This window comes from Paenarthrobacter ilicis, assembly GCF_016907545.1.
Classification (GTDB): domain Bacteria; phylum Actinomycetota; class Actinomycetes; order Actinomycetales; family Micrococcaceae; genus Arthrobacter; species Arthrobacter ilicis.
Map to the genome: position 1 here is coordinate 2,708,024 of NZ_JAFBCD010000001.1, position 17,948 is coordinate 2,725,971.

The window sequence follows — 17,948 nt, forward strand, 5'->3', positions numbered from 1 at the left end:
TGATTAGCTGCAGCCAAAGGAAGCCATGGACGCCGTCATAGCAAGCCTCCCCCAATACTGGGATGGATTTCTCCGCACTCTCTATCTCTCCGTCATTTCAGGCGTCATTGCCCTGATCGTCGGCACAATCCTGGCGGCCATGCGGGTTTCCCCCGTGGCTGCACTCCGCGGCTTCAGCATGTTCTATGTTGAGGTTGCCCGTAATACCCCGTTGACCATCATCTTCTTCTTCTCCGCCATCGTGTTGCCGAGGCTCGGGGTCAAGTTCGATCAGTTCGAAGTTGCCGCCATCATCGCCTTGAGCAGCTACACGGCCGCCTTCATCGCCGAAGCCGTCCGTTCCGGCGTTAACAGCGTTCCTGTCGGCCAGGCCGAAGCTGCGCGCAGTATCGGCATGACCTTCACGCAGGTTTTGGGCTTCATTGTCCTTCCCCAGGCCGTCCGGACAGTCATACCCCCGTTGATCAACATCCTGATCGCACTGGTCAAGAACTCCTCGGTTGCCGGCGCGTTCTTCGTCCTCGAACTGTTTGGCTACGGCCGCCAGCTCTCCAACGACTACGGCGACCAAGTCCTCTGGATCCTGCTCGGGGTGGCGTTCTTCTACCTCCTGATCACGGTTCCCCTTGGCCTCCTGGCGCACTTTGTTGAACGAAAGGTGGCGATTGCCCGATGACCTCGGTCCTGTATGACGTCCCCGGGCCCAAGGCCCGCCTCTATTCGCTCATCGGTTCCGCGGCCGGAGTCCTGATCATCCTGGGCATCCTGGTCATCGCCGTGATGACGCTCGCCCAACAGGGCATCTTCGACGCCGACCGGTGGGAGATCTTCTACGGCCCCATGGCTCCGGATGTCTGGAACCTGATCGGCCAGGGCATCCTCTCCACGCTGGCAGCGGCGGCAGTCGCAGCGGTCATTGCTTTCCCGCTGGGAATTGCCCTCTGCCTCCTGAGGATCTCTTTGATCGCCTGGGTCCGTATCCCCACCCAGGTGGTGCTCGAATTCCTCCGCGGCATGCCAGTGGTCCTCATGATGCTGTTTGTCCTGTTGGTCTTCGCAACCGGACAGTTCCAGGCCGTCGTCGTGGGTCTTACCCTCTACAACGCCGCCATCTTTGCCGAAATCCTGCGTGCAGGCATCCAGTCGCTGCCCAAGGGCCAACGCGAAGCCGGCCTGGCCATTGGCCTGCGGAGCTTCCAGTCCCGGATGATCATTGAGTTCCCCCAGGCAGTTCGCCGGATGTTGCCGTCTTTGGTTGCACAGCTGGTGGTTCTGCTGAAGGACACCTCGCTGGGCTACATCGTCGGTTACGAGGAGCTCCTGAGGAAGATCCAGATCATGGCTGACTTCCTGGGCCCGGACTTCCTGTTCCCGGCATTCTTCGTGGGCGCGGCCATCTACATCCTGATCAACCTCACGGTCTCCAGGATTGCCATCTGGATTGAACGCCGGGGTTCCAAGAAAACCGCAGGCGGCACGGCCAAGGCCACTGCGGCCGGCACGGTTCCCACCGCCAAGTAATTCCCTGCAGGAAAAACGGCGGGTCCCGGTTCAGGAGAACCGGGACCCGCCGTTTTTGTTGTTGGAAGTGGTCTCTGGCTTCAGGCAGCCAACCACGTCCGCAGTGCACGCAGGCACTCACGGATGGCGTCGGCGTCGACGTGTTCGTTGTCCTTGTGCGCCAGGAGGGGGTCGCCGGGGCCGAAGTTCACGGCCGGGATTCCCAGCTCACTGAACCGCGCGACGTCGGTCCACCCGTATTTGGGCTTGGGCTCGGCACCCACTGCGGCAACGAAGGACGCGGCGGCGGGATGGTTGAGTCCGGGCCTGGCGCCGGCAGCAGCGTCCGTGCGGACGACGTCGAATCCTTCCAGGAGCTCACGAACGTGGGCTTCGGCCTGGTCCGGATTCTTGTCCGGCGCGAAGCGATAGTTGATCTCCACCACGCAGCGGTCCGGGATGACGTTGCCTGCGGTACCGCCCTTGATCTTCACGGCGTTGAGGCTTTCGCGGTAGTCCAGGCCGTCCACATTGACGGTGCGCGGCTGGTAGGCAGCCAACCGCTCAAGGATGGGGGCAGCAGCATGGATGGCGTTCACTCCCATCCAGGCGCGGGCCGAGTGCGCGGTCTCGCCCAGGGTGGTGGCCTCGAAACGGCTGGTTCCGTTGCAGCCACCTTCGACAGTTCCATGGGTCGGTTCCAGGAGGATGGCAAAATCGCCGTGGAGCTGATCACCGTGGTTCCGGACCAAACGGCCCAGTCCGCTCTTGACTGCTTCCACTTCCTCATGGTCGTAGAAGACGAAGGTGACGTCCTTGTCCGGCTGCTTGCCGTCGTCGAACAGTGTTGCCGCCAGTGCAAGCTGAACCGCAACACCGCCCTTCATGTCGGTAGTGCCGCGGCCATACAGGACTCCCTCCCCCGGGGTACCCGATTGCCATGTGGCCGGGACCGTGCCCAGCGAACCCTCAACGGTGGGCAGCGGGACGGTGTCCAGGTGTCCGGCCAGGATGACGCGCTCAGCCCGACCCAGTTCGGTGCGCGCGATAATGGCATCGCCGTCCCTGATCACCGTATAGGCGGGGATGGCGCGGAGGGCCGCTTCCGCGGCGTCCGCCAGCTTGGTCTCGTTTCCGGACACGCTGTTGTAATCGATGATCGCGGCTGTCAGCAGGGCCACGTCCTGGCGCAGGTCAAGGGGGGCAGGGTTTGGAGTCACCTGACCAGCTTAGCGATCTTCACATGTGACCTTCCCGGCATGAGACAGGTTTCAGCCCACCAATGCGTGCTGGATAGACTTGGGCCATGACTGAAACTGCTTCTTCCGCCGTGCCCGCAGGCACAGCCACCGACACCCGCTCAGCCTACGGATTCGGCCTCGCCACCATCGCCACCCCAGCATCAGGGGAAGCAACGGTGCTGGACGTCTGGTTCCCGGCGCCGGCCCTTGGCGCAGCAGCAGATACGCTGCGTGACGTGGAGAACGCCGATCCCACGCTCACTGCCCTCGCGGAAGACAGCAAAGACGCCGATCGCGGCACCGAGCAGAAGGTTGTCTTTGCGCAGATCGACCTCGACGCCGCACCGGCAGACACAGCCGACGCTTACCTGCGCCTGCACCTCCTGTCGCACCGTTTGGTGAAGCCGAACAGCATCAACCTGGACGGCGTCTTCGGCAAGCTTCCCAACGTGGTGTGGACCAACTTTGGCCCCGCCGCTGTTGATGGCTTTGAACTGACCCGCGCCCGCCTCCGCAAGCGCGGCAACGTGGTGGTCTACGGCGTGGACAAGTTCCCGCGCATGGTGGACTACGTGCTCCCCACCGGAGTCCGCATTGCCGACGCCGACCGGGTCCGCTTGGGTGCGCACCTCGCCGAAGGCACCACCGTGATGCACGAAGGCTTCGTGAACTTCAATGCGGGCACGCTGGGAACCTCCATGGTGGAAGGCCGCATCTCGGCCGGCGTCGTAGCCGGTGACGGTACTGACGTTGGCGGCGGCGCGTCCATCATGGGCACGCTCTCCGGCGGCGGCAAGGAAAAGATCTCCCTGGGTGAGCGCGTCCTTCTGGGCGCCAACTCCGGCGTCGGCATCAGCATTGGCGATGACTCCGTTGTGGAGGCCGGACTCTACGTCACGGCCGGTACCCGCGTGCGCGTGCCCGGCCCCAAGGACGAGAACGGCGAGGACACCAGCACGATCGTCAAGGCCGTTGAACTCTCCGGCGTTCCCAACCTGCTGTTCCGCCGAAACTCCACCAACGGCGGAGTTGAAGTTCTTCCCCGCAAGGGCCAGACGGTGGAACTGAACGAGGCTCTGCACGCCAACTAGCAGGAGGAAACCCGTGCGCCGGTTCCGCCGCGTCATGGTTGCGGTACTGGCGCTTGCCCTGGTGGCTGGTGCCGTTTACGCGATTGCCGCCGTACTGCAGCGCTCCGAGACCCTCGTCTCGGAGCGCTGCGTCGCTGATGCCGGAACCGGACGCCACGAGCTCGCCACCGATCAAGCTGCGAATGCTTCGTTGATCTCCGCGATTTCCGTCCGGCGTGGGCTGCCGCCCCGCGCGGCCAGCATCGCCCTGGCCACGGCCATGCAGGAATCCCGGCTGCGGAACATCAACTATGGTGACGACGCCGGACCGGACTCCCGTGGACTTTTCCAGCAGCGGCCTTCCCAGGGCTGGGGCACTGAGGCGCAGGTCATGGATCCCGTCTACGCCGCCAATGCCTTCTATGACGGTCTGGTGAAAATCCCCGGTTACCAGACCATGGAGGTCACGCAGGCAGCGCAAGCCGTCCAGCGCTCCGCATTTCCCCGCGCCTACGCCCAGCACGAGCCCATGGGCCGGGCTTTCGCCTCTGCCCTGACCGGGCATTCGGAGTCCGCGCTGAACTGCGAACTGCGCATGCCTGACGCGGCGGGTGACCCTGCCGCCGTCGTCGATGGAATCACCGGTGCGTTCGGCAGCCAGGCGGCCACGGTCCAGGGCCGTACTGTGCAGGTAGACGTGAAGGGCACCCAGGCCTGGGCTGTGGCCCATTGGGCCGTGGCAAACGCCAAAGCCCTTGCGATTACGCAGGTGGATGCCGGCGGCATGACGTGGAACCGGGAGAAGCGGGACGGTTGGCAGAGTGCGGCTGCCCCCACCGGGACAGTCACCATTACGGTTTCCGCGCCCGCCACCTGAGTGCTCAGGCCAGCATCTCCACGACCGGCTGGACATAGCTTCGAAAGACGTCCGGCTCTGCCAGGAGTTTGTGGCTCATGATCATGGTGCTCGGTTCAAGGTACCAAGCCCTGGGTTCACTCAAGGGGAGCTCAATGATGGTCAGCTCAAAATCGTTGGACTCCGCTCCCACATCCAGCAACCTGTCCTCCACAAGGTCCCGGATGACGTGGGTGGCACCATTGGCCTCGCGGACTGCTTCCAGGTCCGCATACTCATCAATCCTGTCTGTTGCCCAGCCCAAAGCGGACCCGAAATGCGCCTGCAGCACGCGCTGCAGGGCGGGTGAATTTCCGAACTCCTTGAACTGCGGCGGGGTCAGGTCCGAGGCAGGTTGCGGGTAGGACTTCACCAAACTCTCCCACCATGCCTCCCACTCCGTCTTGAGCGCATGGATGCCACCCACATCCGAGGTGAGGTGGCGGTGGTCGGCATGCCGGACCTTGGGGGCCGCGTGGGACAGCAGCGGGACTCCTGCACCGTCCAGGCCGGCAACGTCGCGCAAGTACAGGGCGATGAGCATCGGCCCCGATGTGTCCATGGTGATCCGCCAACCAGGGCCGCACGACTCATGCATCCGAATTCCTCCCGTTGCAGGTCCCCCCGGACACAGTCTATTCCCGTTGTGGCTGGACGGTAATGGGCGGGAAGTGCCTACTCAGCGTCCTGCAACGAGTTCAGATGGGAGGTGAGGACGTCGCTGCACATTTGGGCAGTCATCCATTCCGGCTGCAGCAAGGCGTGCATGCACAGTCCATCAAGAGTGGCCAACAGCCGTTCGGCCTCTGTGACCAGCGTCTGCTGTGCTTCCTGTTCGCTATCGCTCAGCAGCATCATCAGCCGCCCGACGACGGCCGCTACCGTCCGGTGACTGCGCTCGGCCTCGGCGGCAAGCACCGGCTTGATCCTTGCAGCATGCCTGAAGGCCATCCACACGCAGGCATCCACGGCGGATTCCTCGTCCAGGGGCAGGAATTGGCCCAGGAGATTCAGCACCGCCCCAAGGTGCTCCGGGGTTCCGCGCCGGGAGCCTTCAACATCCACCATGGCAGCCTCAAGACGCGCGGCAATCCTGTCCACCACGGATCCGAAGGAGAAGACCAGGAGGTCGTCACTGCTGGCAAAATAGTGCCGCACCGATCCCACGGCCAAGCCGGCCTCATCAGCCACTTCCCTGAGTGACGCCCGTTCCAAGCCGTCGCTTGCGATGATCCTGAAGACGGCGTGGACAACTTCCTGGCGCCGGGCATCGGCATCAACTATTTTGGGCACCCATCGTTTTTAGCACAAATGTGCTTCAACGGCTGCCACCACGGAGAGGTGTGTCCATACCGCGCGGGCAGACGGGTATTTCCGATAGCGTAGGAACCATGAAAATTCTTGTCACGGGTGGCACCGGCTACATCGGTTCCCACACCGTCCTGTCCCTCCAGGAAGCCGGCCACGAGGTCGTTGTTCTGGATAACCTGGTGAACTCCAGCGAGGAGTCGCTCCGGCGCGTTTCGGAGCTCACCGGCAAGACTGCAGCGTTCCACCATGTGGATCTGGTGGATGAGCCGGCAGTGGAAGCCGTGTTCGACCAGCACCGGATTGACGCGGTCATTCACTTTGCCGGATTGAAGGCAGTAGGCGAATCCGTGCAGGAACCGCTGGCTTACTACTACAACAACATTGTGGGCACCCTGAACCTGCTCCGGGCCATGGACAAGCACAACGTCCGCTCCATCGTGTTCAGCTCCTCAGCCACCGTATACGGCGAGCACAACCCGATCCCCTACATCGAGAAGATGGAGATCGGCGCCAACAACCCCTACGGCCGGACCAAGGAACAGATCGAGGACATCCTCTCCGACCTCGGCAACGCCGACGACCGCTGGCATATCGCACTGCTGCGCTATTTCAACCCGGTAGGAGCCCACCCGTCCGGCAGGATCGGCGAGGACCCCCAAGGCATTCCCAACAACCTGGTGCCGTTCATCGCCCAGGTAGCTGTGGGACGCCGCGACAAGCTCATGGTCTTCGGTGGAGACTACGACACCCCGGACGGCACCGCGCAGCGTGACTACATCCACGTGGTGGACCTGGCCGACGGCCACGTAGCAGCCCTGAACTACATCGCGGAACGCGCCGGAGTCCGCCGCTGGAACCTTGGCTCGGGCCGCGGCTCCTCCGTACTGGAAGTACTGCGTTCCTTCGAGAAGGCCGTGGGCCAGCCCATCCCCTACGAAATCACGGGCCGCCGCGCAGGCGACCTTCCTGCCTTCTGGGCCGATGCCTCCTCCGCACTGGCGGACTTGGGCTGGTCCACCACCAAAACCGTGGACCAGATGTGCGAGGACCACTGGCGCTGGCAGAAGAACAACCCGTTCGGTTACAACGCTTCCTAAAGCAACGCGGGGTCACTTATGGCCCCCTGGAGGCCCCAGCACGGGCCACAAGTGACCCCGCGTTGCTTCTCCGCAGGGGATAAACGACGGCGGCCGCCTACCTCGCACGAGGTGGGCGGCCGCCGTCGTAATTCGACTTTTTTGCCGTATCAGTTGGCCGGGTAGTTGCGCTCCGGCTCACCTGTGTAGAGCTGCCGCGGACGGCCGATCTTGGTCTGGGGATCGTTGATCATTTCTCGCCACTGGGCAATCCAGCCCGGCAGGCGGCCGATGGCGAAGAGTACGGTGAACATCTTCTCCGGGAAGCCCATGGCCTTGTAGATGAGGCCGGTGTAGAAGTCGACGTTCGGGTACAGCTTGCGCTGGATGAAGTAGTCATCCGCCAGCGCCTTCTCTTCGAGCCGCATGGCGATGTCCAGCAGTTCATCGTTGCCGCCGAGCTTGCTCAGAACCTCGTGCGCCGTTGCCTTGATGATCTTGGCACGGGGATCGTAGTTCTTGTAGACGCGGTGCCCGAAGCCCATAAGGCGGACGCCGTCCTCCTTGTTCTTGACCTTCTCCATGTAATCCTCAGGCTTGATGCCATCGGCCTGGATCTGGCGAAGCATCTTCAGCACGGCCTCGTTGGCGCCACCGTGGGCGGGGCCGAAGAGCGCATTGATGCCCGCGGACACCGACGCGAAGAGGTTGGCATTGGAGGAACCCACCAGACGAACGGTGGACGTGGAGCAGTTTTGCTCGTGGTCCGCGTGCAGGATGAGAAGCAGGTCCAGGGCCTTGGCAACCACCGGATCAACCTCGTACTGCTCTGCGGGCAGGCCGAAGCTCAGGCGCAGGAAGTTTTCCACCAGGTTCATGGAGTTGTCCGGGTAGAGCATCGGCTGGCCGATGGACTTCTTGTGGGCGTAAGCAGCAATGACCGGCAGCTTGGCCATGAGGCGGATGGTGGATACTTCCACGTGCTCGGCATTGAATGGGTCCAGGGAGTCCTGGTAGAACGTGGACAGCGCAGAAACAGCCGAGGAAAGAACCGGCATGGGGTGGGCGTCACGCGGGAATCCGCCGAAGAAGCCCTTGAGTTCCTCGTGCAGGAGAGTGTGGCGGCGGATCTTCTGGTCAAACTCTTCCAGCTCGGTGGGAGAAGGAAGGTTGCCATAGATCAGCAGGTAGGAAACTTCGAGGAAGCTCGAGTGCTGCGCGAGCTGCTCGATCGGGTAACCGCGGTACCGCAGGATGCCTGCGTCGCCGTCGATGTAGGTGATGGCCGAGGTTGTGGCCGCTGTGTTCATGAAGCCGGGGTCAAAAGTGACGGCGCCCGTCTGCTTCAGCAGCTTGGAAACGTCGTAACCTTCGTTTCCTTCTACAACCTTGATGCGCGGCAGTTCGAGTTCGCCGCCGGCATGGCGCAGTGTCGCGCTGGTGGTCTCAGTCATGGAGTCCCCTTCATGAGGCGCAAAGCCTCTATCGAACGCTTGTCCAACCAACGTCTGGTGCCGATTAAAGAAGGCCACCATCGATAGTCAGTTAAAAACTACCGCCAGTAACCCCGCGGGACTAATCCGAGCGGTCCGGTTACTGGCGGAATGACGCCAATCGTGGCGCAAGTCACAGCTTCGTTATGCGTTCCTGACCAATCGTTCCACCGCAACATCAATGCGCTCATCAGTGCCGGTCAGGGCCACGCGGATGAACCCGTTGCCTGCGTCCCCGTAGAAAACCCCCGGGCCCACAACAATGCCCAGCTCAGCGAACCGGGCTACCGTGTCCCACGTGGCTTCGCCGGCCGTGGACCACAAGTACAGCCCAGCCTTGGACTCGTGGATCGTCAGTCCGAAATTTTCCAGAGCCGGGACGATTCTCTCCCGGCGGCCCCTGTACAGATCCTTCTGCGCCAGGACATGGGTGGCGTCACCCAGCGCAACACGCATGGCTTCCTGGACAGGGAAGGGAACAATCATTCCGGCATGTTTCCGGCTGTTGACCAGGTTGGCAACAATTGCCGAATCCCCTGCGACAAAGGCCGCCCGGTATCCTGCGAGGTTGGACTGCTTGCTCAGCGAATACACGCACAACAGTCCCTTCGTGGAACCGCCGGTGACGCGGGGGTCCAGGACGCTGGGCACGGCATCTCCGCCGCGCTGCGCATCCCACTCACCCCAGCCCAACTCGGCATAGCACTCGTCGGACGCAACCACCGCTCCGACTTCGCGTGCTTGGGCAACAATGTGCTGGAGCGACTCCACGTCGCGGACGCTGCCCGTGGGATTTCCGGGAGAATTGATCCAGACCAGGCGCACCTTGGCGCGGGTGGCTGCATCGAGCTCGTCCAGGTCATCCGCGGCCACGGCGGTGGCGCCGGCCAGCGCAGCGCCGATGTCGTAGGTGGGGTACGCCACCGCGGGGCGGACCACGACATCACCGGAGCCAAGGCCCAGGAGGAAAGGCAACCAGGCCACCAATTCCTTGGAGCCCACCGTCGGCATGACGTCCTTCGGATCCAGCCCCGGCACTCCCCTGCGGGAAGCAAACCAGTCCACCACAGCCTGGCGGAGGGGTTCGGTGCCGTGAACCGTTGGATAACCATGCGCATCCGCAGCATCCGCCAGGGCGTTGCGGATCAGTTCCGGGGTGGGGTCCACGGGCGTTCCAATGGACAGGTTGACCGCCCCGCCGGGGAACTTTCCAGCAGTCGCCACATACGGCGCCATGGACTCCCAGGGGTAATCAGGCAGGTTGAGGCCAAATGCCGGTGCTGCGGAAATCACGGAGAATACCGGCCTTAGTGGTCTTGGTTCTGCGGGGGCAAGGCAGCGATGAAGGGGTGGTCCTTGCCCGTGTTGCCGATCTTGGCGGCTCCACCGGGGGAACCCAGGTCATCGAAGAACTCAACGTTGGCCTTGTAGTAGTCAGCCCACTCTTCGGGGGTGTCGTCCTCGTAGTAGATGGCCTCAACGGGGCACACGGGTTCGCAGGCACCACAATCAACGCATTCATCCGGGTGGATGTAGAGGGAGCGCTCACCTTCGTAAATGCAGTCGACGGGGCATTCTTCAATACATGCCTTGTCCTTGACATCCACACACGGCTGCGCGATTACGTACGTCACGTCCCAGACCTCTCCACTGTTTGTCCCGACGATGGCCGGGGTCATACTGCCGGCATCATGCCGGACGCTCAACTTCCGAGCCTATTATCCAACAGTGCGCCGACGCCAACCTAGCCCGCGTCCTAGTATGAAACGGTGACCCATCCCCATTTGCCACCCGCACGGTTCCTGCTCACTGCCGTTCCCGGCATTCGGGTGGTGGTGCGTTACCGGATCGAGGACGGCCTGACCGATGCCCTGGGCTATCTCCTGGGCGCCAGCGAAGCCGCCTGCACCGTGCGGACGAGGACGGCCGACGTCGTGATACCCCTGGCGATGGTCATCGCGGCGAAGGAGGTTCCTCCGCCGCCACCGCGGCGGGCAGCCCGAACCGCAGGCGGCTCACCACGGCAAGGGTGACCAACGTCACCACGCCGATGCCAAAAACCCAGACGTTGCCTACAGCATCTCCCAGCACCAACCGCTTGGCGGTTCCTGCCGAGGACAGAAGTCCGACGGCGGCATAGGTCACCACGCCTGCCACGGCGGCCGGCACCAAGGATCTTGACCAGGCGGCCAGCCACAACTCCACGGAGGCCAGGAGCAGCAACGCCGCCGCGACTCCCCAGGGGAGCACGACGCCGGACAAATCCACCGCCTGCCGGTGGAGAGCCGTTCCTGCGAGGGCAACGAAAAGAGCCGCCGGCACGGCCGCAGCAACGCTGCGTGCCATACCGGCGGCTCTCTTGTTCATTCAGCTTTTCCTGACGGCGTCAGAAAGTCCTGGCTAGGACTTTGCGCGGGCGCGGTTGGCCTTGGCGCGCTCGTTCGTGTCCAGGATGACCTTGCGGATACGGATCGCTTCCGGGGTGACCTCGACACACTCGTCTTCACGGGCGAATTCCAAGGACTCTTCAAGGGTCAGGTCGCGCGGCGGCGTCAGGTTCTCGAAGGTGTCGGAGGAAGCGGCACGCATGTTGGTGAGCTTCTTTTCCTTGGTGATGTTCACGTCCATGTCATCGGCGCGGGAGTTCTCGCCCACGATCATGCCTTCGTAAACCTCGGAGGTGGGCTTCACGAAGAAGGAACCGCGCTCCTGCAGGTTGATCATGGCGAACGGCGTTACAACACCGGCGCGGTCGGCAATCATGGAACCGTTGGTACGGTATTCGATCGGGCCGGCCCACGGCTCGTAGCCTTCGGAGATGGACGCAGCAATGCCGGCGCCGCGGGTGTCCGTCAGGAACCGGGTGCGGAAGCCGATCAGGCCACGGGCAGGAACGATGAACTCCATGCGGCACCAGCCGGTACCGTGGTTGGCCATGTTGGTCATGCGGCCCTTGCGGGCAGCCATGAGCTGGGTGACGGCGCCGAGGTATTCTTCCGGCACGTCGATGGTCATGTGTTCCATCGGCTCGTGGAGCTTGCCATCGATGGTCTTGGTGACAACCTGCGGCTTGCCCACGGTCAGCTCAAAGCCTTCACGGCGCATCTGCTCAACCAGGATGGCCAGCGCGAGCTCGCCACGGCCCTGGACTTCCCAGGCGTCGGGACGCTCGGTGGGGAGGACCTTGATGGAGACGTTACCGATCAGTTCCTTATCCAGGCGATCCTTCACCTGGCGGGCCGTGACCTTGGCGCCCTTGACCTTGCCGGCCAGCGGCGAGGTGTTGATACCGATGGTCATGGAGATCGCGGGATCGTCCACGGTGATCAGCGGCAGCGGCTGCGGGTTCTCGGCATCCGTCAGGGTTTCACCGATGGTAATTTCCTCGATGCCGGCAACAGCAACGATCTCACCCGGACCGGCAGACTCAGCGGGAACGCGGGTCAGGGCCTTGGTAGCAAGCAGTTCGGTGATCTTGACGTTCTTGAGCTCGCCGTTGGCACGTGCCCAGGCCACAGTCTGGCCCTTGCGGAGGGTGCCGTTGTAGATGCGGAGCAGGGCAAGGCGGCCAAGGAACGGCGATGCGTCCAGGTTGGTCACGTGTGCCTGCAGCACGCCGTCCGGGTTGTACGTCGGAGCGGGGATGTGCTCGATGATGGTCTTGAAGAGGGGCTCAAGGTCCTCGTTCTCCGGGGCTGAACCGTTGGCCGGCTGGTCCAGGGAAGCGCGGCCCACCTTGGCAGCAGCGTAGACGACGGGAACTTCGAGGACCTTGTCCAGGTCCAGGTCCGGAACTTCGTCCGCGAGGTCCGAAGCCAGGCCCAGGAGCAGGTCCATGGACTCGTGGACGACCTCGTCGATACGGGCGTCGGGACGGTCGGTCTTGTTGACCAAGAGGATGACCGGCAGGTGCGCAGCAAGGGCCTTGCGCAACACGAAGCGGGTCTGGGGCAGGGGGCCCTCAGAGGAGTCGACCAGAAGGACGACGCCGTCAACCATGGACAGACCGCGCTCAACCTCGCCACCGAAGTCGGCGTGGCCGGGGGTGTCAATGACGTTGATGGTGATGGTCTCGCCGTTGGACGACGGGCCGTTGTAGGCAACTGTGGTGTTCTTCGCGAGGATGGTGATGCCCTTTTCGCGCTCCAGGTCACCGGAGTCCATGACACGGTCCTCAACCTCACCATGGGAAGCGAAGGAGTTGGTCTGCTTGAGCATGGCGTCGACCAGGGTGGTCTTGCCGTGGTCAACGTGTGCGACGATCGCGACGTTGCGCAGATCGCTCCGCGACGCAGTGTTGGTGATGGTTTCAGACATGCGTTAATGACTCGTTTCAGTGGTGAAGTCAGCTGTTTGTATCCGCGCGCATACCTGATCGACTTGATCGGAACACACAGCGAAAAGACCCCGGGACACAGGGCACCTACAGCAAGTCTAAACGCAGATGCATTTCCCAGCCTAAAAAGCAAGCGAATTCACGCCCGCATGTGGCGTTGCTCACACGTGATTGCGGGCGTATCTCACCACGTCAAGATGCTGGATTTTCCCGCCCAGATGCCCCATCATTACTGAAGAACCAGTGCCACACGGAGAACAATCGATGCGACAAGCCTCTGCCGCTTTCCGCCTGCTCGCACCCTTGATCGCCGTCGGCGTTCTTGCGGTGGGCTGCGGACAAAGCCCCACCACCACCCCGTCCATTCCCACGCGATCCGCTGCCCCAGGGCCGGCTGCCACTGCGGCTGCCGGCAAACCGCTGGGACAAGTGCCTTCACCGAGCCCCACTGACCTGCCCGTCGGGTCGCTGTATAAGAACCCGGCCAACAACCGCAATGAGGTGGTGCTGGCTGATGTCCGCCACACCGCGATCCTCATTGGCGACTCCCAGGCGATGCCCAAGGATTCCTGGCCCCAGCAAGGCATCGCCGCGCTGGGCTACAAACTGCACGTGGTGGGCATGGGCGGTACAGGCTATGTGGCGTCCAACGGCAAGACGGGCAACTACATCGATGCCCTTCAACGTGGCGATTGGGTGCTTCCCTATGGCGAACCACCGCTGATTGTGGTGGAAGGCGGAGGTAACGATGCCACCCAGAAATTCTCCGACGCCCAGATCACCAGCAACGCGGACCGCCTCCTGGCGGCGCTGACCAAGAGGTACCCCGGGGCCAGGCTCGCAATGATCGGAACCCTGGCACGCGGTGCCACCAACGGGGGCGCCCGACGCACCGAAGTTGACGCTCTGCTGGGTCGGGTGGCCGCCAAGCACAGCATTCCCTTTGTCAGTGCCGGAGACTGGTTGACCCGCTACGACGCGGTGGGCGACTTGCAGGATGGGGTGCACCTGAAGCCTTCAGGGCATGCGAAGATCGGCGCTGTGCTGGCGCGTGAACTCGCCGCCTTGGGCCTCACAGCCCGGCCTGACGGGCCACTCCCCGCTCAATAGACAGCCGCTGTGGCTGCACAGCGGATTGGAGACAGAAAGAGCCGGTGCTTCCCTTGCGGGAAACACCGGCTCTTTTGCTGTTCCGGCTATGCCACCTCAGGAGGCAGCAACAGGGATCCACCCGGAATAGCATCCAGGAGTGCCTGGGTGTAGGCCTGGCGCGGGTTGTCGAAAACCTCATCCGTGCTGCCGGTCTCCACCAGCTTGCCTTTTTCCATCACGCAGACGTGATCGGCGATTTGCCGGACCACTGCGAGGTCGTGGGTGATGAACAGGTACGTCAGGCCAAGGTTGTCCTGAAGCTCAGCCAACAGATTGAGCACTTGGGCCTGCACCAGCACGTCGAGGGCGGAAACCGCCTCGTCGCAGATGATGACCTCCGGGTCCAAAGCCAGCGCACGGGCAATGGCGATGCGCTGACGCTGGCCACCGGAGAGCTCGTTCGGGTAGCGGCGCATGGTGGATTGCGGGAGGGCAACCTGGTCCAACAATTCCCGGACCTTCTTTTCACGGCTTGCCTTGGTGCCGATCTTGTGGGTCCGCAACGGCTCTTCAATGGTCCTGAAGATGTTGTACATCGGATCCAGGGAGCCGTACGGGTCCTGGAAAATGGGCTGCACCCGGCGGCGGAACTTGAACAAGTCCTTGCTGTTCAGCGTGGAGGTGTCCACGCCGTCGAAGAGGATCTTTCCGGACGTCGGCTTCAGCAGGTTCAACACCATTTGCGCCACCGTGGACTTACCCGAACCGGACTCCCCCACGATCGCCGTGGTGGTGCCGCGCTTGACGGAGAAGGACACCGAATCCACGGCTGTGAAATCAGTGGTCTTTCCGATGCCACCGCGGAGCTTGAAGACCTTGGTGAGGTTCTCCACTTTCAGGACGTCCTCGGGAAGCGCCTTTTCCACGACTACCGGCTCGGAGGGAGCCAACAGTTCATCCGACTCGATGCCCTGTTCCTTGGCCACCTGGATGCGACGTGACGCGAGCGACGGCGCAGAGGCAACCAAACGCTTGGTGTAGGGGTGCCGCGGGTTACGAAGCAGTTCCAGGGAAGGACCGGCCTCCACCACTTGTCCCTTGTACATCACAACCACCTTGTTGGCACGCTCTGCGGCCAGGCCAAGGTCGTGGGTGATCAGCAGTACGGCGGTGCCCAGTTCCGAGGTCATCTTGTCCAGGTGGTCCAGGATCTGACGCTGGACTGTCACGTCCAGGGCGGACGTCGGTTCATCGGCGATCAGAAGCCGCGGCTGGCAGGAAAGCCCGATCGCGATGAGTGCGCGCTGGCGCATACCACCCGAGAACTCGTGGGGGTACTGCTTGGCCCGCCGCGATGCATCCGGAAGACCTGCCTCGGACAACACCTTGGCAACGTCGTCCGGTCCGGACGGAAGACCGTTGGCCTTCAACGTTTCCTTGACCTGGAAACCGATCTTCCACACAGGGTTGAGGTTGGACATGGGGTCCTGGGGAACCATGCCGATGGAGTTTCCGCGGAGTTCAATCATCCGCTTTTCGCTGGCGTGGGCAATGTCCTCGCCGTCGAAAAGGATCTCGCCCGCGGCCACCCTGCCGTTACCGGGCAGCAGGCCAATGGCGGCCAGGGCCGACGTCGACTTGCCCGAACCGGACTCACCCACAATCGCCACGGTTTCACCGGGCATGACAGTGAAGTGCGCATTCCGGACAGCGTTCACCTCACCATTGCTGGTGGCGAAGTTGATGGCAAGATTCTTGATCTCCAGCAGCGGACGCTCTGAGCCGGCCATTTCTTCCTTGATGTGAACTGAAGAGTTCATGGCTTCGCCTTTCATCGTTTGCGGGCCTTGGGGTCCAGGGCATCACGCAGGGCATCGCCCAGCATGATGAAGCTCAGGACCGTAATGGACAACGCAATTGCCGGGTAGAGCAAGGGCATCGGGTTGGAGCGCAAGGATGCCTGCGCTGCCTGGATGTCGTTGCCCCATGACATCACGCTGGGCGGGAGTCCAATACCCAGGAAGGACAGCGTGGATTCGGCCACGATGAAGGTGCCCAAGGAAATTGTTGCCACCACAATGATCGGGGCAAGTGAGTTGGGCAGGACGTGGCGCAGCAGCGAACGGAATTTGGATACTCCGAGCGACCGCGCGGCGACCACGAAGTCAGCATTCCTGACTTCGATGACGGCACCACGGGTGATGCGCGCAATTTGAGGCCACCCAAACACAATCAGGATCAATACCAGGGTCCACACCGTGCGGTTGGCACGGAACACCGGGAGTTGCATCAGGACGATTGCGCCAAGGATCAGCGGCAAAGCGAAGAAGATGTCCGTCAGACGTGCCAGGAGAGCATCTGCCCAACCACCGTAGTAGCCGGCGAGGGCACCGATGATGCCACCGAAGAGAACCACGCCGATGGTGGTGAACAGACCAACCGTCACCGACGAGCGGGTGCCGAAGATGACGCGGGCATAAACGTCACAACCCTGCTGGGTGAACCCCAGCGGGTGACCGGAAGCCGGGCCGCCATCGGAGTTGGACAGCTGGCAAGCCTCGTTGGTGGGATCGATCTGCGAGAACAGTCCCGGGAACAGCGACACCGTCACCACGGCGAGGATCATGATGGCCGAAATGATGAACAGCGGCTGTTTGCGCAGATTCTTCCAGGCTTCGCCCCAGAGGCTGGAAGGTGCAGCATCCTCCTTGACTTTGTCAGTGGCCTGAAGAGGGGTCTCTTCAAGATCAGCAACGAAGTGCTCGATGTTTCGCCGGGAAGTGTCCTGCCCGGTCAGGTTATTTTCAGGAGTCATAACGGATCCTCGGGTCAAGCCAGGCATACAGAAGGTCAACGAGCAGGTTGGAGAGGCAGTAAATCAACACCAGCACTGTGACGATGGAGACCACGGTGGGGCCTTCGCCTGACAGAACGGCACGATACAACCGGTTACCCACGCCAGGGACGTTGAAGATGCCTTCCGTAACGATTGCTCCACCCATCAGCGTGCCAAGGTCGGCGCCCAGGAAGGTCACTACGGGGATGAGGGAGTTTCGGAGGATATGCACGTTGATCACACGGAACCGGGACAGGCCCTTGGCCGTTGCAGTCCGGACGTAGTCAGCGTTCATGTTCTCGATCACGCTGGTACGCGTCAACCGAAGAACGTAGGCGAACGATGCCAGGCCCAGAACGATGGCCGGCAACACCAGGTCCGGAATGGTGGCGGCCGCGCTGACCGTGGGTTTGGCCCACCCCAGCTGCACGCCAATGAAGAACTGCAGGACGAAGCCGAGCACGAAGATCGGGATACCGATGACAATCAGGGAAGCGATGAGGACGGTGCCGTCAAAGAACTTGCCCTTGCGGAGGCCTGCAACGAGGCCGAAGGCGATGCCGAAGACGGCCTCGAAGATCAGAGCCATGATTGCCAGGCGAGCGGTGACGGGGAAGACCTCACCGAGGACTGCTGCGATCGGACGGCCTGAGAAGTCCTGGCCCAGATCGAACGTGAAGATGCTCTTGAGGTAGAGCAGGTACTGAACAATGAAGGGCTGGTCCAGGTTGTACTGGGCACGCAGCTTGGCCGCGACCGCTTCGTTGACGGGCTTGTCGCCAAAGAGCGCAGCAATGGGGTCGCCAGGAAGGCTGAAGACCAGGAAGTAGACCAGCAGGGTTGCACCCAGGAAGACCGGGATCAGCTGGAGGAATCGTTTAAGGATGTAGGTGGCCATCAGCGCATCACACCCCGATCAGCAGGCACCCGGGGCTGGGGTGCAGCGGAGTTGTTCATCAAAGAACCTTTTCGTCTGAAGTGCAAACGTTCCATGCCAAGGCAGAGTAAGCCTGCACAAGGACGCCCAACCGGAGTTGGGCGTCATTGATTTGCAACGTGATATGGCGGCGGAGGCGCCCATTCGAGCACTTCCGCCGC

At 62.5% G+C, this 17,948-nt stretch carries 18 protein-coding genes; 7 read left to right on the forward strand and 11 right to left on the reverse strand.

What is annotated here, in order from left to right; genetic code table 11:
* Positions 1-25 precede the first annotated feature (25 nt).
* Together JOE60_RS12330 and JOE60_RS12335 are read left to right on the forward strand one after the other, a co-directional pair.
* Positions 26-676, forward strand: coding sequence for an amino acid ABC transporter permease (locus JOE60_RS12330; protein ID WP_167263310.1), 651 nt, complete (start codon positions 26-28; stop codon positions 674-676).
* A complete protein-coding gene (locus JOE60_RS12335; RefSeq protein WP_167263312.1) occupies positions 673-1,521 on the forward strand; it encodes an amino acid ABC transporter permease in 849 nt (282 codons plus the stop codon). Before JOE60_RS12330 ends, JOE60_RS12335 begins: the two co-directional genes overlap by 4 nt.
* 80 nt (positions 1,522-1,601) lie before the next feature.
* Here the strand turns inward: JOE60_RS12335 and dapE are convergent, their stop codons facing one another.
* A complete protein-coding gene (gene dapE, locus JOE60_RS12340) occupies positions 1,602-2,720 on the reverse strand; it encodes a succinyl-diaminopimelate desuccinylase (RefSeq protein ID WP_167263314.1) in 1,119 nt (372 codons plus the stop codon).
* Positions 2,721-2,806: 86 nt separating this feature from the next.
* Here dapE and dapD point away from each other — a divergent pair, with 86 nt between their 5' ends.
* Together dapD and JOE60_RS12350 are read left to right on the forward strand one after the other, a co-directional pair.
* On the forward strand, positions 2,807-3,832 hold the full coding sequence (gene dapD / locus JOE60_RS12345) for a 2,3,4,5-tetrahydropyridine-2,6-dicarboxylate N-succinyltransferase (protein ID WP_167263316.1): 1,026 nt from the start codon (positions 2,807-2,809) through the stop codon (positions 3,830-3,832).
* Between the two features lie 34 nt (positions 3,833-3,866).
* On the forward strand, positions 3,867-4,688 hold the full coding sequence (locus JOE60_RS12350; RefSeq protein WP_208381189.1) for a transglycosylase SLT domain-containing protein: 822 nt from the start codon (positions 3,867-3,869) through the stop codon (positions 4,686-4,688).
* 4 nt (positions 4,689-4,692) lie between these two features.
* Here the strand turns inward: JOE60_RS12350 and JOE60_RS12355 are convergent, their stop codons facing one another.
* Both JOE60_RS12355 and JOE60_RS12360 read right to left on the reverse strand, forming a co-directional pair.
* Entirely contained in the window at positions 4,693-5,304 is a 612-nt protein-coding gene (locus JOE60_RS12355; RefSeq protein WP_167263320.1) for a hypothetical protein, read from the reverse strand.
* 77 nt (positions 5,305-5,381) lie between these two features.
* Complete coding sequence (locus JOE60_RS12360; protein WP_167263322.1) at positions 5,382-5,999, reverse strand: TetR family transcriptional regulator C-terminal domain-containing protein; 618 nt, start codon at positions 5,997-5,999, stop codon at positions 5,382-5,384.
* Between the two features lie 98 nt (positions 6,000-6,097).
* On the opposite strand from JOE60_RS12360, the gene galE reads away from it, so the two are divergent.
* Positions 6,098-7,114, forward strand: coding sequence for a UDP-glucose 4-epimerase GalE (galE, locus tag JOE60_RS12365; RefSeq protein WP_167263324.1), 1,017 nt, complete (start codon positions 6,098-6,100; stop codon positions 7,112-7,114).
* A gap of 149 nt (positions 7,115-7,263) precedes the next feature.
* On the opposite strand, the gene JOE60_RS12370 is transcribed toward galE, so the two are convergent.
* The 3 genes from JOE60_RS12370 to fdxA form a co-directional block, all read right to left on the reverse strand.
* A complete protein-coding gene (locus JOE60_RS12370; RefSeq protein ID WP_204814923.1) occupies positions 7,264-8,547 on the reverse strand; it encodes a citrate synthase in 1,284 nt (427 codons plus the stop codon).
* A 183-nt stretch (positions 8,548-8,730) separates the two neighbouring features.
* Entirely contained in the window at positions 8,731-9,879 is a 1,149-nt protein-coding gene (gene dapC / locus JOE60_RS12375; protein WP_167263328.1) for a succinyldiaminopimelate transaminase, read from the reverse strand.
* A gap of 14 nt (positions 9,880-9,893) precedes the next feature.
* Entirely contained in the window at positions 9,894-10,220 is a 327-nt protein-coding gene (gene fdxA / locus JOE60_RS12380; RefSeq protein WP_018776555.1) for a ferredoxin, read from the reverse strand.
* A 201-nt stretch (positions 10,221-10,421) separates the two neighbouring features.
* Here fdxA and JOE60_RS18595 point away from each other — a divergent pair, with 201 nt between their 5' ends.
* Positions 10,422-10,619: a hypothetical protein gene (locus JOE60_RS18595; RefSeq protein ID WP_420851413.1), complete on the forward strand. Its 198-nt coding sequence runs from the start codon at positions 10,422-10,424 to the stop codon at positions 10,617-10,619.
* Here the strand turns inward: JOE60_RS18595 and JOE60_RS12385 are convergent.
* Both JOE60_RS12385 and typA read right to left on the reverse strand, forming a co-directional pair.
* Positions 10,540-10,953, reverse strand: a complete 414-nt coding sequence (locus JOE60_RS12385) for a hypothetical protein (RefSeq protein ID WP_167263330.1) — start codon at positions 10,951-10,953, stop codon at positions 10,540-10,542. The genes JOE60_RS18595 and JOE60_RS12385 overlap by 80 nt on opposite strands.
* Positions 10,954-10,986: 33 nt before the next feature.
* Positions 10,987-12,903 (reverse strand): translational GTPase TypA, encoded by a 1,917-nt coding sequence (typA, locus tag JOE60_RS12390; protein WP_167263331.1) that lies wholly within the window; start codon positions 12,901-12,903, stop codon positions 10,987-10,989.
* A 283-nt stretch (positions 12,904-13,186) separates the two neighbouring features.
* Between typA and JOE60_RS12395 the strand changes: the two genes are divergently transcribed.
* Positions 13,187-14,032 (forward strand): SGNH/GDSL hydrolase family protein, encoded by an 846-nt coding sequence (locus JOE60_RS12395; protein ID WP_167263333.1) that lies wholly within the window; start codon positions 13,187-13,189, stop codon positions 14,030-14,032.
* Between the two features lie 86 nt (positions 14,033-14,118).
* On the opposite strand, the gene JOE60_RS12400 is transcribed toward JOE60_RS12395, so the two are convergent.
* From JOE60_RS12400 to JOE60_RS12410, 3 genes are read right to left on the reverse strand one after another with little or no spacing between them, the layout of a single operon-like run.
* A complete protein-coding gene (locus tag JOE60_RS12400; protein WP_239528857.1) occupies positions 14,119-15,834 on the reverse strand; it encodes an ABC transporter ATP-binding protein in 1,716 nt (571 codons plus the stop codon).
* Between the two features lie 11 nt (positions 15,835-15,845).
* The gene (locus JOE60_RS12405) at positions 15,846-16,829 is read right to left on the reverse strand and encodes an ABC transporter permease (protein ID WP_167263338.1); all 984 of its coding nucleotides are present in this window, start codon (positions 16,827-16,829) and stop codon (positions 15,846-15,848) included.
* A complete protein-coding gene (locus tag JOE60_RS12410) occupies positions 16,819-17,748 on the reverse strand; it encodes an ABC transporter permease (protein ID WP_167263340.1) in 930 nt (309 codons plus the stop codon). Before JOE60_RS12410 ends, JOE60_RS12405 begins: the two co-directional genes overlap by 11 nt.
* Positions 17,749-17,948: the final 200 nt, after the last annotated feature.